The sequence below is a fragment of the Bacillus sp. AFS041924 genome (assembly GCF_002577195.1).
GTDB lineage: Bacteria > Bacillota > Bacilli > Bacillales > Bacillaceae_G > Gottfriedia.
Genome location: NZ_NULG01000025.1, coordinates 27645 through 48787, shown reverse-complemented (window position 1 = coordinate 48787; position 21143 = coordinate 27645). Strand labels below are relative to the sequence as shown.

The window sequence follows — 21143 nt, the reverse complement described above, 5'->3', positions numbered from 1 at the left end:
AATCGTCCTCTATATGCACAATCTTTGTGCGTATAGGGGACTTTTTTATATTCATCACTAAATTTTTGGGGGCGAACAAATTGTCAGTACAAAACAAAGCAGAAATAATCATTGAAACAATAATGGGGGATCTGTTTACACCGATTTCAATATTTAAGAAACTGACTGGCAGTAAGAAGTTTTTATTTGAAAGTTCGTTTAAGCATCAAGATTCTGGGCGGTATTCTTTTGTTGGTTCAAAACCTGCTTTTGAATTGATTGGAACAAATCTTGGTGGCCAAATCATTCATAAAAGTGGTCGCAAAGAGGAGTTTGTTGGAAATCCACTTTTAAAACTTAAAGAAATCATGCCAGAGCAGAAACATTTGGCAGCAGTGGATATTCCTTTCATTGGAGGAGGAATTGGCTATGTTGGCTATGATATGATCCGCCAATTTGAAGACATCGGTGAGGAGTTAGATGACGCTCTTGGGATGCCGGATCTCCACCTGATGTTTTTTGAAATCATTATTGTATTTGATCATTTGGAACAGAAAATTTATTTAATTGGAACTAAACTTTCGGATGAAACAACAATAGAAGGCCTGAAATTAGAAATTCAGAAGCTTAAAGAAGTGATTTTAGCCGACTCAAATCAAGAGGATGTAGTGAAACCGACAGTATTTTCTACTTTCAAGTCTGAGGTTAGTAAAGCCGACTATATGTCAAAGGTAGAAAAGGCAAAAGCATTTATCCAAAAAGGAGATATTTTTCAAGTCGTTCTCTCTCATCGAATGGGAGCAAAATTTGAAGGGAATCCATTTGATTATTATCGAAAATTACGTATCCAAAATCCTTCCCCGTATATGTATTATATCGATTTTGGTGATGGTGCTGTTGCTGGCACTTCACCTGAAAGCTTGATAAAAGTGAAAGGCAATCAAGTCATAACAAATCCAATTGCCGGTACAAAGAGAAGAGGGAAAACAAAGGAGCATGATTTAATCATCGAAAGAGATTTATTACAGGATGAGAAGGAATTAGCCGAACATAAAATGCTAGTTGATTTAGGAAGAAATGATCTAGGAAAAATTTGTGAGTTTGGAACAATCAAACTAGAAAAATATATGAGCGTTGAAAGATACAAATACGTTATGCATATCGTATCCGAAGTTAGTGGGCAAATAAAAAATCCAAATACATCACTTGATGCTCTAATTGCTTGCTTACCAGCTGGAACTGTATCAGGTGCACCTAAAATTAGGGCAATGGAAATCATTAACGAATTAGAGACATCAAAACGAGGTGTATATTCTGGTGCTGTTGGTTACGTATCAGTAAATGGAAATCTTGATTTTGCACTAGCGATTCGAACGATGATTTTAAAAGATCAAATGGCCTATATTCAAGCCGGCGCGGGAATTGTATATGACAGTAAACCAGATCAGGAATATGAGGAAACCATTAATAAACTAAAAGCATTTTTGGAGGAAAATCATGATTTTATTAATTGATCACTATGACTCATTTACTTACAATCTATATCAATTTTTAGGCGAGCTTGGCGAAGAAACGAAGGTCGTTAGATACGACAAAATTTCAATTGACGAAATAAAGGAAATGAATCCTAAAGCAATTATTCTTTCTCCAGGACCAGGTAAGCCAGAAGAGAAGCAAGAAACAAACGAAATCATTCGAACTTTTTATAAGGCTGTCCCAATATTAGGTATTTGCTTAGGACATCAAGCAATCGGGTATGCATTCGGTGCAAATATCATAAAAGCTAGGCAAATTAAGCACGGAAAAACATCAAAAATTAGACATGATGGTAGCAATTTATTTGCTTATATGTTACAGCCATTAAAAGTGATGAGATATCACTCATTAGTAATAGAAAAAGAAACGATTCCTCCGTTATTTGAAACATTAGCATTTGCCATGGACGATCAAGAAATTATGGCCATTAAACATCGGAAATTTCCAGTTTACGGGATGCAATTTCATCCAGAATCAATTGGAACTGAGTACGGAAAGCAGCTGTTAATAAACTTTTTAAATGAAATTAAGGAGGATTTGAAAAATGAAAGAGTATTTACAACGTTTAGCTAATCGCGAGTCCTTTACTGCAGAAGAAATGCATATAGTTGTCGGGCGTATTCTACAGGATGATCAAATAACAGATAGTGAAATCGCAGCATTTCTAGTTGCATTGAAAACAAAAGGTGAAACAGTAAATGAAATAGCTGGACTAGTAAATGCAATTCGAAATCACACGTTGGGTTTTACTAGGAGGTTTCCAAACGTAATTGATAATTGCGGGACAGGTGGAGATAACTCATTGAGCTTTAATGTGAGTACAACTTCAGCATTTGTTATTGCCGGAAGTGGAATACCAATTGCAAAACATGGAAATCGCAGCATGTCTAGTAAAACAGGTAGCGCAGACGTATTAGAACAATTAGGTGTGGAGTTATCAATTCCAACTCAAGGCTCTGAGGAACTCTTAGATGAAATAGGAATTGCCTTTTTATTTGCACCATATGTTCATCCACGATTGAAAAAAGTAATGAAGGTTAGACGTGAGCTACAAATTCCAACCATTTTTAACTTAATTGGACCTCTAACAAATCCCGTTGAATTAGAAACTCAATTATTAGGAATTTACCGAAGAGATTATCTAGAAGTATTTGCAGAGGTGCTAAAAAAATTAGGACGCAAACGAGCGATTGTATTAAATGGTGCAGGACATTTAGACGAAGCATCATTAGCTGGTGAAAATCACATTATTCTACTTGAAAACAATGAGTTGAATAAAATGACTCTTCGTCCGGAAGAAGTTGGATTAGGTTATTACCCAAATTCGGAAATCAAAGGTGGCGACGCAAAAAGAAATGCAGATATTCTTCTTCAAGTTCTACAAGGAGAAAAGGGAGCTTTTAGAGATACTGTTTTATTAAATGCAGGTTTAGCAATCTATACTTCAGGTATTGTTGATCAAATTGAAGATGGAATTAAAAAGGCAAAGGAGAGCATCGATTCTGGAGCTGCTTACGAGAAATTAATAAAACTAGTTGAAAAAACTAGCAAACTAAAAAGAGAGGTCATATAAATGGAAACTATTTTAGATCGAATTATTTCTCAAAAACAAATCGAAATCAAACATTTAAAAGCAATTGGAAGACAAATTTCGAGTTATTCACAAAATTTATCATTCATCGAACAGTTAAAAGCCGCAGACCAATTATCGATTATTGCAGAGTTTAAACGAGCTTCTCCTTCAAAAGGTGATATTAATATCAATCTGAATCCAGTAGAACAAGCGAAGAAATATGAAGAAAATGGTGCGGCGGCAATATCTGTATTAACCGATACGACTTTCTTTAAAGGTTCCTTTAAAGATTTGAAAATGGTACGTGAAGCAGTTAATATTCCGATTTTGTGTAAGGATTTTATCATCGATCAAGTTCAAATTGATATCGCAATAGAGCATGGAGCAAATATTATTTTACTAATAGCTGCTGCTTTACCTTATACAGAACTTAATGATCTATATCACTATGCTAAGCAGCAGAATCTCGAAGTGTTGATGGAAGTCCATGATGAGGAGGATTTAGAAAAAGCATTAAAAATTGGTCCACAATTAGTTGGTATTAATAATCGAAGCTTAAAAACATTTGAAGTGAATCTAAACGTAACTGAAAGATTAGCTCCACTTATTCAAGCAAATGGAGGTTTCATTATTAGTGAAAGTGGAATTTTCAATCAGGCTGATGCGAAACGTGTAAGAGATGCTGGGGCAAATGGAATTTTGGTCGGAGAGGCATTAATGAGGAGCAATGAATTATCAGCAAATATGAAAGAGCTAATGGTTCCTATTTTTAAGGAGGCTAAGCAGTGAAGGTGAAAATTTGTGGTATCACAGATTTAAAAACAGCTCAGATTGCAATAAATGCAGGAGCGGATGCAGTTGGATTTGTATTTGCCGAGAGTAAACGTCAAATCGAAATTGCTGAGGCGAAAAAGATTATCAAATCACTACCAGATTCGATCTTAAAGATTGGTGTTTTTGTAAATGAAACGAAAGAAATAGTAGAGTCCATATTTCAGGAAGTCGGTTTAACACATTTGCAATTGCACGGAGATGAAACGCCTGAATTTTGTCGTTCATTATCCTTTCCAGTAATTAAAGCGTTACGTGTTCAATCTGAAAAGGACGTTGAAAAAATAGCAGAATATGATTGTGATTATATTTTAGTAGATAGCCCAAGTGGAAAATATCGTGGCGGAAACGGAACAACTTTTAACTGGGAGCTTTTAAACTCAAAAAAAATTGATAACTTGATATTAGCTGGTGGATTGACGATTGATAATGTCATACCTGCTAGTAGCATTGTAAAACCAATAATGGTTGATGTTAGTAGTGGAGTTGAAACGAACGGTAATAAAGACGAAGAGAAAATAAAAAGTTTTATAAAAAAAGTAAAATTAGGAGGAATTTAAATGTCTACGTACACACTTCCAGATTTGAAAGGTCACTTCGGTATGTATGGAGGAAAATATATACCTGAAACGCTTGTTCAAGCCATAACTGAATTAGAAGAAGCATATTCAAAAATGAAAGACGATCCAACATTTATTGAGGAAATTAAAAGATTGTCAAAGGATTATGTAGGTCGCCAAACACCTCTTTACTTCGCAGAAAATTTAACTAAGTATGCAGAAGGAGCCAATATTTATTTAAAACGTGAGGATTTAAATCATACTGGTGCTCACAAAATTAACAACGCGATTGGTCAGGCTTTGCTTGCGATTCGAATGGGGAAACGAAAAATCGTTGCTGAAACAGGAGCGGGGCAACACGGTGTAGCAACCGCAACAGTTTGTGCCCTATTAAATTTAGAATGTGTTATTTTCATGGGTGCTGAAGATGTTCGAAGACAAGAACTGAATGTTTTCCGAATGGAATTACTAGGCGCAAAAGTGATTAGTGTTGAATCAGGAAGTGCGACATTAAAGGATGCGGTAAATGAAGCGCTTCGTTACTGGGTTGCAAATGTAGACGATACACATTATTTATTAGGATCAGTAATGGGGCCACATCCTTTTCCTATGATCGTACGAGATTTCCAAAGCGTAATCGGAAAAGAAACAAGACAACAATTTTTAGCGAAGGAAGGTAAACTTCCGGATGCAGTAGTTGCTTGTATTGGTGGAGGAAGTAATGCGATTGGTATGTTCCATCCATTTATTACAGATGAAAGTGTAAAATTATTCGGAATAGAAGCAGCCGGACATGGTATCAATACCGATAAACAAGCAGCTTCATTAACAAAAGGAGTACCAGGTGTATTACACGGTGCATTAATGTACTTACTTCAAGATGAAGATGGTCAAATACAAGAAGCCCATTCTATTTCTGCAGGGCTTGACTACCCGGGGGTAGGTCCTGAGCATTGTTATTTGAAGGATATCAAGCGAGTGAAATATGAATCGATAACTGATAAAGAAGCACTTGATGCATTCCAATTACTAGCAAGATTAGAAGGAATTATCCCAGCATTAGAAAGTGCACATGCAGTTGCATATGCAATAAAGTTAGCAGCAACGATGAACAGAGATGAAAATTTAGTGATTTGTTTATCTGGTAGAGGCGATAAAGATGTTCATACTGTTCGTGAGCTATTAAAGGAGGCTAAATGATGAATCGAATTGAATTCCAATTTTCAGAACGACTTAAAAAAGGTGAAAAGCTATTTATTCCTTATGTAATGGCAGGAGATGGTGGTCTTGAAGTATTAGGTGGAAGACTAGCTTTACTAGAAAAGTTTGGCGCATCAGCAATTGAAATTGGTATTCCATTTTCTGACCCAGTAGCAGACGGACCAGTCATTCAACAAGCGGGAATTCGAGCATTACAAGCTGGCACAACTTTAAAAGCTGTACTTGAAAAAATAAAAGCAGTACGTAAATTAATCTCTGTACCTTTAATCGTCATGACATATATGAATCCCATTTTAGCTTATGGAATTGACAGATTTGTATCTGACCTTAGTCAAGCAGGAGTAGATGGCTGTATTATTCCTGATCTACCAATCGAGGAAGAAGGAATGATCATTCATCAACTTGAAGGATTTGGAATAGAACTAATTCGATTAGTCACAATGACTACACCAAAAGATCGAATGATAAAAATAGCTGAAAAAGGAAGAGGTTTCTTATACACAGTAACCGTAAAAGGGATTACTGGCGTTCGAAATGAGTTAGACGCAAGCCTGTCATCCTTTTTGCAAAGTGTTAAAGAAGTTAGTAATAAACCCGTAATAGCTGGATTCGGTGTATCGAACCCAGAACAAGTAAAGGAATTAAGCCAAGATTGCGATGGAGTCATTGTTGGAAGTAAAATTGTTGATTTATTTAATCAAAATAAGATCAATGAAATTAAACTTTTAATGGAATCAAGTTTAGTAAGTGAAGAAGTCATTAAATAAATAGTGAATCAGGCTATTACAGTGGCCTGATTTTTTACGGTATGTTATTGATCATCATCCTGTTTAGCTCTGAAATAAAGTAAATAGTAGTTGAAGATATATTCGTTTCTAACTTAAAAGTAGGAGATATTTTTCTCATTAGTTATTAAGGTGCATATGGTAGGGCGATTGCTCATCATGATTTTCTAAGTAACTCGCATCCACAACTTGTTTACATTGAACATAATCATGGATAAAACATGTCGAAAGCAATTAAGAAAGTAAAGAAATAGGTTAATAGAATATTAAAAAGTTGGGGAAGTGTTCCTCAACTTTTTTTGGTGATTACTCTAGTGTGTTCATATCATTTTTATTACCTTGCAGTGATCTTAACCATTAATAGTTCTTAAAAGAACATTAAAATTTCATGTGAATACTACAAAAAAACATTGACAGTGAGAATCATTCATTATTATAATCTTATTGGAAATGAAATTCATTATCAATGAGAAAGCTTATCTAATTGGGGGCATAATAATGAGAAAAAAAGATTTGTCTATAGTTTTTGCTAGTTTCTTAATGGCAGGTTCTATTCTAACTGGTTGTAATAATGAGGAAAAAACATCAAGTAGTGAAAACAAACAAGAGCAAACTGAAAAGAAAGAAAATACTGCTAAGGAAGAAAAAGTAGACTATGCAGTGTCATTTAAAGAAGCAGTTACTGAATTAGAAAAAGCTAAAGAAGGTAAAGAAGTAGATTTTGATAAAGTAACAGAAATTTACACAAAAGATTTACAAGAGTTAACACAAAAAAGAGATACTGAATTTGAAGATAAAATTGATCAGCACATTACAAATGCCCTACAAGCAGGTAAAGATGGATCAATGAATCCAGTTGTAGTAAAACAAATTTTTGATAAATTAATGCAAAAAGTATTCTATACTTCAATTAAACATGATTTCAAAGAAATTGAAGAGATGTGGTCAGATAAAGAAGTCGTAAAAGAAGAATTAGAAGAAGCAAAAGGATATTATGCAATTCTTCAATCAACAGTTGAAAAACGCGATGCTGCTAATGGTACTAAATTAGTAGATGCAATTGCTGGCGGATTTAGTGAAATTGAAAAAGCTATTGAAGCTGATGATCTGTTAGGATTCCAGCTTGGTAAACAAGTCGTAGACAAAACAATGATTAAAACTTTCTATTTAGCAACAGGAAATAATCCTAATGGATATGCTTACAAAGCTGCTGAAGCTGCTAAATCTGATAAAGATGAAGCGATTGTAGAGCAAGCTGAAGGTTGGGCATTCTATCAGTCAATTTATAGCTACTTAAATGGTCATGCACCTGAACAAGCTGCTTTAATTTTAGAGCAATTTGATTTGCAAAATGATGTTTCAAAATTAGATGCTGAAAAAGTAAATAAAGCTTTCGTAAGTGGATATGCAAAGGTAGCTCTTGATGAGTATGCAGAAAGCCAAGAATTATGGGGCGAAGATAAATCTGTTATCACAGCTTTAGAAGGTGCTTTATTTATTGATACAATTGATAAGGACTTAATTAAATTACTAGGTGAAGAAGGATTCAATAAGTTACATGAGACTGCTAGTAAATACCTTGAAGCTGCAAAAGCAAAAGATAAGGCTACTGGCGAAACATTAATGAAAGAGCTTCAATCAACTTTACAAACAGTAATTGAAAAGGCAAAATAAGGATAATATATACATGGAAAAAACCTTGTAAAAAACAAGGTTTTTTCCCATGTATATGTATATTAATGATTGAGGTGTTTTAAATGAAGATAATCGTTACTGGTGGTGCGGGGTTTATTGGTAGCCATCTCGCAAAAAGATTAATAGAGGAAAACCATGATGTATATATTATTGATTGCTTACATACTTACTATTCGACCGATAGAAAACAGCAGCAATTAGATTGTATTAATCAATACGGTTCTTTCCATTTCTTTCAAAAAAATTTATTAGATGAAAAAGAAATAATGAATCTTTTTAAGGAAATATCACCAGATGCAGTCATTCATTTAGCAGTTCTACCAGGCGTTTCATATTCAATTGAAAAACCACTATTATATGTAGATTATGATATAAAAGCTACTATTAATGTACTTGAGGCCTCAGGTAAAGCAGGTGTATCAAAAGTAATTTTTGCTTCTTCCTCTTCTGTATATGGCAATCAAGAAGGTCCATTTAAAGAAGAGATGGCTAATGGAAATGTCATTTCACCATACGCAGCCTCAAAATTTTCAGCAGAATCATTCTGTAAAGTATATGAATATCTTTATGGCTATCAAATAAATATTTTAAGATTTTTTACTGTGTACGGGCCATGGGGAAGACCAGATATGGCTATTGGAAGTTTTATAAAGAAGTTAATACGGAATGAGGAAATTACGATTTTTGGAGAAAATAGCGCCAGAGATTATACCTATATAGATGACATTATTAATGGAATATACTTGTCACTAGTAAAATTGGAAAAAAGTGAAATTATTAATATTGGAAATGGTAATCCGGTTTCAATGAGTGAGTTATTAAATGAATTTAAGAATTATTTTCCGACTATGAGAATCAAAAAAGAAGATTCACGTGTTGGAGATGTAGGAGAAACTTGGGCAAACATTGAAAAAGCGAAAACTCTACTAGGGTATGAACCAAAGATTCATATTAAACAAGGTCTATCTGAGACAATAAAATGGGCAATAGCAAATGAAAAATTACTTTAAAAAAAGTATTAAGTTAACAATTGGAATAGTAGTCATCTTAAACTTTATCTTTTTAACTCTTAACTATTTTGATTCTGAAAGAATATGGAATAGTATAGTGAGAATTTTTCATCATCCAATTTTATTACTATCAATTTTTTTTATCTATTTTCTGTCGTTTTATTGTAAAGCATTTGCTTGGAAGCTTTATTTACGAGGAAGAGCACGGCTATCGACATGTCTGATTGGTATCTTCTATAGCTTGTTTGTTAATCATTTACTGCCGATTAAGATTGGTGATTTGCTACGTATTAAGATCATGATCACAAGGGATAAACAGATTACAACTGGTGAGGTATTTCAATCCGTATTTCTTTTAAGAGTATTGGACATGATGTCATTAATTTTTATGGCATTGATTGGATTGATCAGTTTGAGAGTTAAATTTATCTTCCCGGTTTGGACGGTACTTTTTAGTGCAGTGGTTTGCCTTCTAATTATTTTTATGCTTAAAAAATATGCTCCAATATTTTTGAATGAGCATATTTCAATATTTAAAAATGCTCTTTTAAATAGAAATGGCCTAGCGATTGTTTTATTTACTTTTATGAGTTGGGTGTTAGAAGCAGGTGTGATTTATTTTACTGTAAAGTCCCTTTCAGGTGATCTTACGATATTAGAATCTATATTTGCTAACAGTGTAACAATTGCTGGGCAGATTTTTCAAATTACACCTGGGGGATTAGGGAATTACGAAAGTTTTCTAGCATTTGCATTAGGTGTAGTTGGATTTACGATTAAGGAAGGTTATACGATTGCAATTGTAACACATTTTATTAAATTTTTATTTTCTTATATAGTGGGTGTTGTCATTTTAGTAAGCTATCCAATCTCAGTACAGACATTTAAAGATTGGATTAGGGTTAGAGGAGTGAAAAGTTAATGAAAAGTGCATCTAAATTTGAAAAAGTTGCTGCACGTTGTTGGAATTTATTAAATGAAGGAAAACCATTTACCCCTATATTTATATTTGGTACGATGTTAATTTTTCATTTTACTAGTTTAGGTACGATTTCTGGAATAATAGATCTATTTAAGGCTTTTATCTACATTATTCCTTTATTAGTAATCTATTTTAAATTTGATTTTCCATTATTCTTAAGAAATTATTTATGGATACCTTTTATTGTCTACTTAATCGTCTTTAAAGAAGTTGATATTGCTCTTCTATTGTTTTCAATAGGTTTATTCTTCTTCTTTACTGTATTTTTTTGGGGAACTTTTTATTATCACTTAAGAATAGGTACTTCATGGTTAAATTTCACTAGATTTTGGAAGCTTGTATTAAAAAATAGCGACTCTACAAGTGGAAACGCTCAAGAACAACTACCAAAATTTCTGTTGATTTTATCAATTTGGGAAATGGTTTTTGAATCAAATCGTGCTGGAGTAAGTTTTGAACTTCTTAATCTAATATGGTTTTATGTATTTATCATTATTTTTGCAGTCATTCTTCATCGAAACTTATTTGACTGGAAGCCAAATATGTATACTCATTATACGAAAAATGATTTTGAAGAACCAAAGGAAGCTATTTCTGAAAAAGTTGTTGTTATTGTTGTAGACGGAATGAGGAAAGAGCGCTTTTCTGAGGCAGATACACCTTTTATGGATTCTTTGAAAAAAAATGGAACAGAATATACAAATATGGAAACGGTGTATCCTGCTAGAACGGTAGTATGTTTTACGTCAATGTTTACTGGTACATATCCATTTGAGCATGGAATAACATCTAATATGGTATGGAAATTAGGAATAAAAGTAGAAAGTATTTTTGATTCACTGAGAAAAGTCGGAAAAAAAGGAAGACTACTTGGAATTGCTCATTTAGTTGATTCGATGGGTAGTGATGTAGAAACAGTAACAGCAGTCATGCATAATGACAAAGCTGATCCTAACATTATGCAACGAGCTAAGAAAATTATGAAAGAACAAGATCCTGATTTATTTATTGTTCAAATGATCGCAACTGACCAAACTGGACATAGTCGTGGTGTTTTATACGATGAATATTTACAAAAAATTCATGAGGCTGATTTATTGATTGAAGATTTTGTTAAATGGTTAGAAGCAGAAGGTAAGATGAAAAATACAACTTTAGTCATCTGTGCGGATCACGGGCAAGCAGATGGAATTGGCGGACATGGACATTTAGATGAAGGTGAAAGATTCGTGCCTTTTATTGTTCACGGACCAAATATTGAAAAAGGGAAAAAGGTCGAGGAAAAACATAGCCTTGTGTCGTTAGCACCTACCTTAGCTTACTTATTAGGAGCACCTTTCCCTAGTCATAGTCGTGGAAAAATTCTGTTAGACGCAATAAAGAGAGAGGATTCGTAAAATGAAGCAACAAGTCATCGTGTTCCTACCTGCATTTAATGAAGAAGCATCTATAGGAGAAGTAATAAAGGAAATCCCAAGAAATTTTCATTATCTAGTTGATGTGAAAGTCTTGGTTATTGATGATGGGTCTACGGACAATACAGTTAAAGTGGCAAAGAAAGCAGGAGCTGATTATATTGTTAGCTTTGAAAAAAATAAGGGATTAGGGGCAGCAGTTCGTGCTGGATTAGAGGAAAGCTATAAAAGGGGAGCAGATATTGCAGTAATGATCGATGCAGATGGTGAATATCCTGCTTGTGAAATCCCAGATTTAATCAAACCGATTTTTTTAGGTGAAGCCGATTATACGATGGGTTCGAGATTTTTAGGCACAATTAATGGAATGAAGCTTCATCGCCGTTTAGGTAATTACTTTTTTACCTTCTTACAATCAATTTTGTTAAAAAAATGGATCTATGATGGTCAGTCAGGGATGAGGGCTTTTTCTAGACAGTCTCTAGAGTATGCAGAAATTGTCCATGACTATAACTATGCCCAAGTTATCACTTTAAACCTTGTTCGAAAAGGGTTTAGGGTAAAAGAAATACCTATTAACTATAGAGTCCGTTCAACTGGTGATTCCTTTATAACCTTTAAAGGCTACCTTACATCAGTGTTTCCAGCGATTTGGAAGGAAATAAAAAAACCTATAAAAACAGTGAATGTTCAAGTTGATGCTCATGTTTTGCACAATATGGAAGCATATGGAGCGAGCTATAGTCATAATGAAAATGATATATTATTTGCAAAATAAAAATTGACATCGTTATTGATAATCATTATCATTTTAGGTGGAGGTATAATTTATATGAAAAAATACATTATTGTTAGTTTTTTATTTCTTTTTGCAGTAAGTAATCTAATTGCTTCCCCTGCTAGTGCTTATTCGTATGGGAATCCTAATGAAGAACAATTAGCCGAAGTATACAAAGATATGCTAGTTAAGTTAGATAAAAATCCACCAGATTATACATCTGCGAAAAAGCTTTTTGGAACATTACAAAAAGAAATCGAAATGCATATGGGGCCCGATTCTACGAAAACTATTATCGGAAATCTTGATAATAAAGACAAAGAAGCAACAATTGATAACATGAATAAGCTTTTAGTATTAAATATTGCTAGACGTCTTGAAAATATTGAAAAAAACTTTAAAGATTATGAAACAAGCAAGAAACTACTTGCAAAAGGTTATGCTACATATGATGCGTTATCACCAATCGTAGAAGCTAAAAATCCAACAACTCACAATGAGTTAAAAGCTGAATTTGATAATGCATTAAAAGCTTTAGGTAATCCTGGACTATTTGGAGTAGGTAAGAAAGAGCCGGATCAAAAGGCTTTTAGTAAGAGTAAAGATAAAATTCTTTCTACTCTACAAAAGGAATTTAAATTAAAGAGTTTAGAAGTTGGACATTTTTCTGAAAGTGTAACTGAATCTACTGTTAAGAAAAAAGAATGGACGGATATTTCGAATTTACGTAACTGGATTCCAATCGTTTTAATTGTTGGGGTAATGACCTTAGTCGTTATGTTTGCTATTCGTAAAAATAGAAAGAAATAAGATTGTATTTTGATGATCTACAACATGGAGAGAGGAGACATCATCTGTGGAGATTCAAGCTTTGCTAATTACCTTTCGTGAAGTCCTAGAAGCATTATTGATTGTTGGAATTATTACGACATATTTAAAGCGAATGGATCATAGCCATTATACAAAATATGTTTGGTTTGGTGCTGGGCTTGCAGTAGCAGCTAGTGTTGGTATTGCGATGTTATTTCAAGTTGTATTTACTGGCTTTGCTGCGATGGGTAGTGAAATATACTTAAAAGTAGGCATTATGGTTGTATCTACCATTTTGTTGACACAAATGGTTTTTTGGATGGCTCAACATAGTAAAGATATTAAAGGAAATATGCAAGGGAAAATGGATAAATATATCACAACTGGAAATGTAGTAGGTATGGTTATTCACTCATTTTTAGTTGTACTGCGTGAAGGGGTAGAAACAGTATTTTTCTTTGCGGCAATTACTGGTGGAGACATTGGAGCTGCCATGAAAGGATGGGGCGCGATTACAGGTGTAATCATCGCGGCTATAGTAGCATACTTGTTCTTCAAAGGAACGATGAGAGTCTCTCTTAGTACATTTTTCAAGGCAACAGGAGTATTTATTATATTAATTGCAGCTGGTTTATTAGTTCAAGCAATTTCAATACTTCAAGATATAAATGTTATTGGTAGTGTGGCACCACATTTATACGACTTAACTTGGTTTTTACCTGAACATCCAATTGATTATGACCATTATTTACGTGATACAGGAGTAGCTCCTTTATTATCTGGTGATATTGGTATTTTCTTAAAGGCTTTATTTGGATACTCTTCAATGCCTTCTTTAGAAGAGGTTATCGCCTATATTGGTTATTTTGTTGCAATCTATTTATTGACATCAAACAGATCACATACAGTTAAAAATAAGCATGAGAGTGATACAATGCCGAAGTCACAAGCGAAATAAGGAATTCTTATTATAAAGTACAAGGTATTTCCTTGTACTTTTTCTCATTTAGTATTAAAGAGGAAGGTGACTTAGTGAAAGATATCAATATAGATGAATCAATTCTAGTGAAACGAATGATCGTTACCTTTAGTGTTTTATCGATTATGTTCATCTTATGGTCACAATTGACCCATCTAAATTCTTATGCTGCATCATATGATCAAGTAGACTTTGCACTAGCTTTAGATCGATTTGATTTAATGGCAATGCAACCTCATTTTCCTGGTTATCCATATTTTATTTTAGGTGGGTTAATTGTTCACCTTTTCGTAAATGACCAAGTAAGTTCATTAACTTTATTTAATATTTTATTTTACTTCAGTGCCTGTATTCCAATGTATCTACTAGTTAGGGATTATCTATCAAAGACACACGGAATCTTACTAACTGCGATCTGTTACTCATCGACTTATCTTGTTATATCTGTTAACCAACCAATGTCGGAGGGGGCTGCACTAGCTGCTTTTTCATGGTATTTTTGGTCCCTAGTAAATAGTCTTAAGAAAAATGATTTACTTTCAACAATACTACCACTATTTCTATTAAGTGTATTGCTTGGAATTAGACTATCTTATCTTCCTTTTACAGTTGGCTTGCTTATTTTACTTTATAAGAAGCGAAAAAGTAGACAATTCAGTAGTAAAAAAGTTATCTATTCACTACTAATCGCTGGCATTTTCCAATTTATATGGGTCTTTGCGCTTGTTATTTCTGAAGGTAATTTAAAGGGATTTATAAAATTATCATTAGCCTTTACTTCAGGACATTTTAATAATTGGGGAAATACAGTGGTTGCAGATAATCAATCCATTTTTGAAAGGATAAAGATCGTAGCTTTTGATAATCTATTGTGGACAGGTTTGACAGCTCAAACAGTAGTCATTGCAGTGATATATATACTTCTATTTGGTTTGTTTATTTTCAGATTAAAGAGATTTCATTTTATAACGGATCATACGATGCAATTTGCTATTTTAATGGGTGGGGCATATTTTATATGGGCTTTATTTGCCCAAAATAGTGACAAACCAAGACATATTCTCCCGGTTATTCTATTGTTAATATTTATTTTATTCTATAACTTGTTAAAGGAATCTCGCAATATTCTTACTTATTTACTGTGTATCATTCTATTAATCGCACAATCTTATAGTTCTTTTAAACTTCTAAAACGCCAAATAAGTGAAGTGCCAGCTACTATTCAATTAGCTAATTATTTAAAGAAAAATGAGCAATCTTCAATCGTTTATACATGGGAAGAAACAAGAGTCTTTGATTATGAAAATGTTCAAGTTCCTCATAAGCAAATTGAAACGTATGACTTCTTTTTACATGATCAATCATATTATAAGAATAAAAAGATTCTACTGACTAATAAAGTAGTAGAAGGATTCAAGGAACAAGGTAACGATCTTTCTGGGAAAATAAAAGTAATAAGAGAATTTAAGTCAGACCCTATTTTTGATCCAGTTTACGATGAGGTAGTGTTGTATGAATGGGTTAATCAATAATTTTTTCAAGAAAACCGATAGGGCAGGACACTTTGTTGTTCAACTGTTGTATGACTGAGCATACATGGCTTAAGGAATTAAGCACGTAGATACAAAAAACTGTTTAGAGGAAATGAGTATAATTACTTGAATAAACTATATGTATTCATTAAGATAAAATAGTAATGAAAACTAACTAATTGAATAGTACTAGGGGTGCCGTAAATGTTCGGCTGAGATTAAGACACTATAGTCTTTGACCCTTTAACCTGATCTGGATAATGCCAGCGTAGGAAAGTGAACGGTAGAATACATATTTTTTTGTATTCATAACATTGATTTGTTCGAGCACAGGTCCTTATGGGATTTGTGCTTTTTTGTATTTAAAATCAAGTCTCATCTTCTATCTGTAAGATCAAAGAGTTCTATTCATGAAATAGGGGGAAGAAAATTGAAGAAAGTATTAACGATAGCAGGCTCTGATTCAAGTGGTGGTGCAGGAATTCAAGCAGATTTAAAGACATTTTCAGCTCATGGTGTTTTTGGAATGAGCGTAATAACAGCAGTAACAGCTCAAAACACGCAAGGAGTATTTGCCGTTCAAGATATGTCACCAGAGATTATTGCCAGTCAGTTAGATGCAATATTTACGGATATTGAAGTAGATGCTGTAAAAATTGGAATGGTATCACAAATCGATACAATTAAAGTGATAGCTGAAAAACTAAAGGAATATAGACCAAAGCATATTGTAGTTGACCCAGTTATGGTTTCTAAGAGCGGGTTCGACTTACTAAGTCCGGATGCAAAGGAAGCTTTAATCCAGGAATTAATTCCGTTAGCAACCGTTATCACACCGAATCTTCCTGAAGCAGAAGTTATTACTGGAAGAAAAATTACGACGATTGAAGAAATGAAAGAAGCTGCTATTCAAATTCATTCATTAGGTGCAAAGAAAGTCCTTGTAAAAGGTGGACATCTTGAAGGGGAAGCAACGGATATTTGCTTTAATGGTGAGGAGTTTACTAGCTTTACTAGCGTTAGAATCAATACAATTAATACCCACGGTACTGGATGTACTTTATCTTCAGCCATTACATCTAATTTAGCCAATGAACTTGATTTAAATGAAGCAATTAGAGAAGCAAAAAATTATATAACATTAGCGATTAAACATTCCTTCTCAATTGGAAAAGGGGTAGGTCCTGTCCATCATTTCTACTCATTGTATGAAAAGGCAGGAGTTCAACATGTCTAATCAAAATGCAAAAATGACAAAGTGGAATTTTACAACACTTTGGTTTGGTGCTGCGGTATCAGTAGCAGAAATCATGACGGGGGCATTGGTAGCTCCATTAGGTTTTACTAAAGGTTTAACGGCTATTTTAGTAGGACATTTAATAGGAACAATTTTGCTTGTTTTAGGTGGTGTAATTGGTTCTCAGCAAAGATTATCTGCAATGGAATCAACGAAAATTTCATTTGGTAGCTATGGTAGTTACTTGTTTTCAATTTTAAATGTACTTCAGTTGCTTGGTTGGACGGCAATTATGATCTTAACGGGGGCTCGTTCAATTAATATTGTCACAAAAAATGATTTTCATTTTAATCACCTTTGGGTTTGGTGTTTAGTAATCGGAGTGCTAATAGCAATTTGGTTGTACTTTGGACAAAATGCTTCAAAAAAGCTTAATAGTATAGCCGTTTGTTTACTATTTGTTTTAACGATAGTTTTGTGTTTTGTAATCTTTAAGAGTGATAAAATCCTTACTCAGCCAAGTACTCCAGGATTATCTTTTGGTGAAGCCGTTGAATTGTCAGTTATTATGCCACTATCATGGATCCCATTAATAAGCGACTATACACGATTTGCAAAGACTACAAAAGATGGAGCAATTGGTAGTTTCATAGGGTATATGTTTGGAAGCTCATGGATGTATATTATTGGCCTAGGGGCAGCGCTAGCATTTAACGAAGTAGATCCGGTAGCTGTTTTAATGAGTGCAAATCTAGGTTTATTTGCAGTAGGTATTGTCGTTTTGGCTACTGTAACAACAACCTTCATGGATGCTTACTCTGCTGGAATATCGGTTACAACCATTTTTCCAAAGCTAAATGGAAAACATATAGCACTAATCGTTACAGCTATTGGAACACTATTGGCTGTTATTTTCCCAATCGAGAAATATGAAGGATTCTTATATACAATTGGATCATTTTTTGCACCGTTGTACGCAGTGCTATTAACAGACTACTTTATTCTAAAAAGAACAGATAGAAGAAATACGTTAAAAATTGACTTGATTGCATTTATTACATGGATTTTAGGAGTTTACATCTACCGTAAGTTTGTACAACTAGATTTATTCCTTGGCGCAACTGTTCCAAGTATGATTTTAATTTGTATTATTTATATTGTTGTTCAATTTATTTTAAATAAGTTTGTTCCAAAGGAAATAGGAGGAGAAAAAAATGTTAACTATGAATGAAATGAGTCAAATACTAGCAAGCGTAAAAGAGAAAAAGCCTTTAGTTCATCACATTACGAATTATGTAACGGTAAACGACTGTGCAAATATGGTGTTAGCTCTAGGTGGATCGCCAGTTATGGCAGATGATTTAGCCGAAGTAGAAGAAATGGTATCATTTGCTTCAGCTCTTGTTATTAATATTGGAACATTAAATGAAAGAACAATTCAATCAATGATTCAAGCGGGTAAAAAGGCTAATCAATTAGGTGTACCTGTAATATTAGATCCTGTAGGAGTCGGGGCTACAACTTTACGTACAGAAACAACTGCTAAATTATTGAAAGAAGTACGTTTTGCTGTTGTACGTGGAAATATGTCAGAAATTAAAATGATTGCCGGCTTAAATGTTCAAATAAAAGGTGTTGATTCTGTAGCTGATGAAGAAGATGGAGTAGAAATTGCAAAATCACTTTCAGCTAAATTAGGAGCTGTAGTAGCCATTACAGGTGCAATCGATATTGTCGCAGAACAAGACCGAGTATGCACAATTTCAAATGGAGATAAAATGCTAGCTGATGTTACCGGAACGGGATGTATGACAACATCATTAATTGGGACTTATGCTGGTGCAACAAATGATTATTTCCTTGCAGCTGTTTCAGGTATTACTACTATGGGGATATGTGGAGAGCTCGCTAAATCTCGCCTAACTGAAGAACAAGGTATCGGGACATTTAGAGTGAATTTATTTGATGAAGTATCTAAAGTTTCAGTTAATACACTTCTAACAGGAGGTAAAGTTGAATGGCTATAACAAAAAACAAAATTGATTATAAGCTTTATTTAGTAACTGATCGTGATGTATTAGGTTCTAGAGATTTAGTTCAATCTGTTGAGGAGGCAATACAAGGCGGAACAACAATCGTTCAAATAAGAGAAAAGAACTGTAGTAGTCTAGATTTTTACAAAATTGCTATGCAAGTAAAAGAAGTTACTTCAAAATATAATGTACCATTAATTATTAATGATCGTTTAGATATCGCTTTGGCAATTAAAGCGGATGGCTTACACATCGGACAAGAAGACTTACCTTTAACAGTAGCAAGAAAGATTGTTGGAGAAAATATGATCATTGGTGTTTCTGCAAGGACATTAGAAGAAGCAATGCTTGCGCAGGAACAAGGTGCGGATTATGTTGGAATTGGCTCGGTATACCAAACAAGTACAAAATTAGATGCGAAATATTTAACGCTAGACGAATTACAAAGAATACGTGAAGAGGTAAAAATTCCAATCGTAGGAATCGGTGGTATAAATGAAGAAAATGTTTCAGAATTAATGGAAACAAATATTGATGGTGTTGCGATTGTTTCTGCGATATTAGGGAAAGAAGATATTAAATCAGCTGCTGAGAAATTAAGTATGTTGGTTAATAAATAATAAATTCTAGGGGTGTCTATTTCATCGTTATTTGATGGATAGATGCCTTTTATTTATTTCAAGTTATGTTCTTACTTTATAGTTGCCAATCATTTTAACTAATAAGTCTCTCTTATTGGAACTCATAATAAATTGATATTTTTCATTACTTTACTCTTACAGGTAAAATAATAGTAATGACGCGTTATGTGAGGTGGAGTTTGTGAAGGCAGTTGTTGTGACCGAGTTTGGAAAACCAGAAGTTTTAAAGGTAGTTAATATGGAAGTACCAACAATTAATTCTAAACAGGTATTAATTAAAGTGGAAAAAGCCAGTGTAAACTTTGCAGATGTAAAGGCAAGATACGGAAAAAAGGGTAAAGGAAAGTTCCCGTTTATCCCTGGTCTAGATGTGGCTGGAACAATTGAAGCAGTAGGCGCTGATGTGCAACAGTTTCAAGTTGGACAACGAGTTGTTGCTTTTCCTTTAGGTGGTTCATATGCTGAATACGTTGTAGCAAATGATAATTTAACATTCGATATTCCTGATTCAGTAAAATTTGATGTGGCTGCAGTTTGCCCAACTGTATCATTTCTTTCATATAAACTCTTAGCTGATTTAGCTAGAATTGAAAAAGGGGAAACGGTATTAATTCATTCAGCTGCTGGTGGCGTTGGTACAACTGCCATTCAAATGGCAAAGATTTTAGGTGCCGGCAAGGTTATTGGAACAGTAGGAAGTGAACAGAAAATAGCGTATGCATTAGACGCTGGTGCAGATCATGTAATTTGCTATGAAAAAGAAAACTTCTCAGAAAAGGTAAATAAGTTAACGGACGGTATCGGAGCTAATATTATTCTAGATTCAGTTGCTGGTAGAATCACAGAACAAAGCATAAATTGCTTGGCTAAATACGGGCGCCTAGTTCATTTTGGAAATTCAAGTGGTGAAGTTGGCCATTTTAAAACAAGCGAATTACACTCAAGCTGTCGATCTGTCCTTGGTTTTAGTTTAGGTACAACAAGAAAAGAAAGACCCGAGTCATTGAAGGAAACAGCAAAACAAGTATTTAGATATATTGATGAAGGACTACTAAACATAAAAATAGGGCACAGTTTCCCGTTAGAAGATGTTGTTAGTGCTCATAGATTAATAGAGAGTAGACAAAGCACCGGTAAGATTTTATTAAACATAAATAATTGAACGAGAAGGGGGTATCTCTGAAAATGGGGGTATGCCTTTTTTGTATAGTGGGGTATCTTGAAGGCAAATTTTCATTTTTAGCTGAAATCATGGTTGCTATTATAGATATTTACGGGATTTGCACCAATTTATTGGTGGGTTAAGTGCAAATTTGCTAACTTTCCATTTGAAAGTATCAATTATTCTCTATTTTAAGCGGGAAATACCATTAGGGGTATGTGCGTTTATTGACTTTAATTGCGATACTTGGAANNCCCAGAAATTAATTGCGATAGCTGGAAATTAATTGCGATACCCATAAATTAATTGCGATAGCTGGAATTTAATTGCGATACCCTGAAATTAATTACGATTCTCAGACATACCCTCATCTTTTACCTATCA

20 protein-coding genes, 1 riboswitch and 1 other annotated feature (1 of these 22 only partly in view) are annotated in these 21143 nt (G+C 33.9%); all 20 genes read left to right on the top strand.

The genetic code is table 11. The features are described from left to right. Positions 1 to 13 (top strand) — a binding site (T-box leader) (it extends 240 nt beyond the left edge of the window). Positions 14 to 122: 109 nt separating this feature from the next. The 20 genes from trpE (at position 123) to COC46_RS08935 (ending at position 20759) form a co-directional block, all read left to right on the top strand. Continuing rightward, on the top strand, positions 123 to 1493 hold the full coding sequence (trpE, locus tag COC46_RS09030; protein ID WP_098809523.1) for an anthranilate synthase component I: 1371 nt from the start codon (positions 123 to 125) through the stop codon (positions 1491 to 1493). Continuing rightward, positions 1477 to 2088: an anthranilate synthase component II gene (locus COC46_RS09025; RefSeq protein WP_098809387.1), complete on the top strand. Its 612-nt coding sequence runs from the start codon at positions 1477 to 1479 to the stop codon at positions 2086 to 2088. The genes trpE and COC46_RS09025 overlap by 17 nt, the downstream gene beginning before the upstream one ends. Beyond that, complete coding sequence (gene trpD / locus COC46_RS09020; RefSeq protein ID WP_098809386.1) at positions 2060 to 3088, top strand: anthranilate phosphoribosyltransferase; 1029 nt, start codon at positions 2060 to 2062, stop codon at positions 3086 to 3088. The genes COC46_RS09025 and trpD overlap by 29 nt, the downstream gene beginning before the upstream one ends. Further along, positions 3089 to 3877, top strand: a complete 789-nt coding sequence (gene trpC, locus COC46_RS09015; protein ID WP_098809385.1) for an indole-3-glycerol phosphate synthase TrpC — start codon at positions 3089 to 3091, stop codon at positions 3875 to 3877. It begins immediately after the preceding gene. After that, positions 3874 to 4479 carry a phosphoribosylanthranilate isomerase gene (locus COC46_RS09010; protein ID WP_098809384.1) on the top strand — a complete coding sequence of 202 codons (606 nt, stop codon included), beginning with the start codon at positions 3874 to 3876 and terminating at the stop codon, positions 4477 to 4479. Before trpC ends, COC46_RS09010 begins: the two co-directional genes overlap by 4 nt. Next, the gene (gene trpB / locus COC46_RS09005; RefSeq protein WP_098809383.1) at positions 4480 to 5679 is read left to right on the top strand and encodes a tryptophan synthase subunit beta; all 1200 of its coding nucleotides are present in this window, start codon (positions 4480 to 4482) and stop codon (positions 5677 to 5679) included. Then, positions 5679 to 6467, top strand: a complete 789-nt coding sequence (trpA, locus tag COC46_RS09000; RefSeq protein ID WP_098809382.1) for a tryptophan synthase subunit alpha — start codon at positions 5679 to 5681, stop codon at positions 6465 to 6467. The genes trpB and trpA overlap by 1 nt, the downstream gene beginning before the upstream one ends. 516 nt (positions 6468 to 6983) lie before the next feature. After that, on the top strand, positions 6984 to 8159 hold the full coding sequence (locus tag COC46_RS08995) for a hypothetical protein (RefSeq protein WP_098809381.1): 1176 nt from the start codon (positions 6984 to 6986) through the stop codon (positions 8157 to 8159). Between the two features lie 83 nt (positions 8160 to 8242). Further along, positions 8243 to 9190 (top strand): NAD-dependent epimerase/dehydratase family protein, encoded by a 948-nt coding sequence (locus tag COC46_RS08990; protein WP_098809380.1) that lies wholly within the window; start codon positions 8243 to 8245, stop codon positions 9188 to 9190. Beyond that, positions 9174 to 10112 carry a lysylphosphatidylglycerol synthase transmembrane domain-containing protein gene (locus tag COC46_RS08985; protein ID WP_098809379.1) on the top strand — a complete coding sequence of 313 codons (939 nt, stop codon included), beginning with the start codon at positions 9174 to 9176 and terminating at the stop codon, positions 10110 to 10112. Before COC46_RS08990 ends, COC46_RS08985 begins: the two co-directional genes overlap by 17 nt. Further along, positions 10112 to 11569: an alkaline phosphatase family protein gene (locus tag COC46_RS08980; RefSeq protein ID WP_098809378.1), complete on the top strand. Its 1458-nt coding sequence runs from the start codon at positions 10112 to 10114 to the stop codon at positions 11567 to 11569. Before COC46_RS08985 ends, COC46_RS08980 begins: the two co-directional genes overlap by 1 nt. A gap of 1 nt (position 11570) precedes the next feature. Further along, positions 11571 to 12365, top strand: coding sequence for a glycosyltransferase family 2 protein (locus tag COC46_RS08975; RefSeq protein ID WP_098809377.1), 795 nt, complete (start codon positions 11571 to 11573; stop codon positions 12363 to 12365). A gap of 54 nt (positions 12366 to 12419) precedes the next feature. Beyond that, positions 12420 to 13175, top strand: coding sequence for a hypothetical protein (locus COC46_RS08970; protein WP_098809376.1), 756 nt, complete (start codon positions 12420 to 12422; stop codon positions 13173 to 13175). A gap of 46 nt (positions 13176 to 13221) precedes the next feature. Then, positions 13222 to 14133 (top strand): FTR1 family iron permease, encoded by a 912-nt coding sequence (locus COC46_RS08965; protein ID WP_098809375.1) that lies wholly within the window; start codon positions 13222 to 13224, stop codon positions 14131 to 14133. A gap of 74 nt (positions 14134 to 14207) precedes the next feature. Next, a complete protein-coding gene (locus COC46_RS08960) occupies positions 14208 to 15686 on the top strand; it encodes a glycosyltransferase family 39 protein (protein WP_098809374.1) in 1479 nt (492 codons plus the stop codon). A 181-nt stretch (positions 15687 to 15867) separates the two neighbouring features. Next, positions 15868 to 15978: riboswitch (TPP riboswitch) on the top strand. A 138-nt stretch (positions 15979 to 16116) separates the two neighbouring features. After that, positions 16117 to 16923, top strand: coding sequence for a bifunctional hydroxymethylpyrimidine kinase/phosphomethylpyrimidine kinase (gene thiD / locus COC46_RS08955; protein WP_098809373.1), 807 nt, complete (start codon positions 16117 to 16119; stop codon positions 16921 to 16923). Continuing rightward, positions 16916 to 18154: a putative hydroxymethylpyrimidine transporter CytX gene (gene cytX / locus COC46_RS08950; RefSeq protein ID WP_098809372.1), complete on the top strand. Its 1239-nt coding sequence runs from the start codon at positions 16916 to 16918 to the stop codon at positions 18152 to 18154. The genes thiD and cytX overlap by 8 nt, the downstream gene beginning before the upstream one ends. Further along, the gene (gene thiM / locus COC46_RS08945; protein WP_098809371.1) at positions 18138 to 18950 is read left to right on the top strand and encodes a hydroxyethylthiazole kinase; all 813 of its coding nucleotides are present in this window, start codon (positions 18138 to 18140) and stop codon (positions 18948 to 18950) included. Before cytX ends, thiM begins: the two co-directional genes overlap by 17 nt. Continuing rightward, the gene (gene thiE, locus COC46_RS08940; RefSeq protein ID WP_098809370.1) at positions 18941 to 19576 is read left to right on the top strand and encodes a thiamine phosphate synthase; all 636 of its coding nucleotides are present in this window, start codon (positions 18941 to 18943) and stop codon (positions 19574 to 19576) included. The genes thiM and thiE overlap by 10 nt, the downstream gene beginning before the upstream one ends. A gap of 202 nt (positions 19577 to 19778) precedes the next feature. Further along, positions 19779 to 20759: a quinone oxidoreductase family protein gene (locus COC46_RS08935; protein ID WP_098809369.1), complete on the top strand. Its 981-nt coding sequence runs from the start codon at positions 19779 to 19781 to the stop codon at positions 20757 to 20759. The last annotated feature ends 384 nt before the right edge of the window (positions 20760 to 21143 follow it).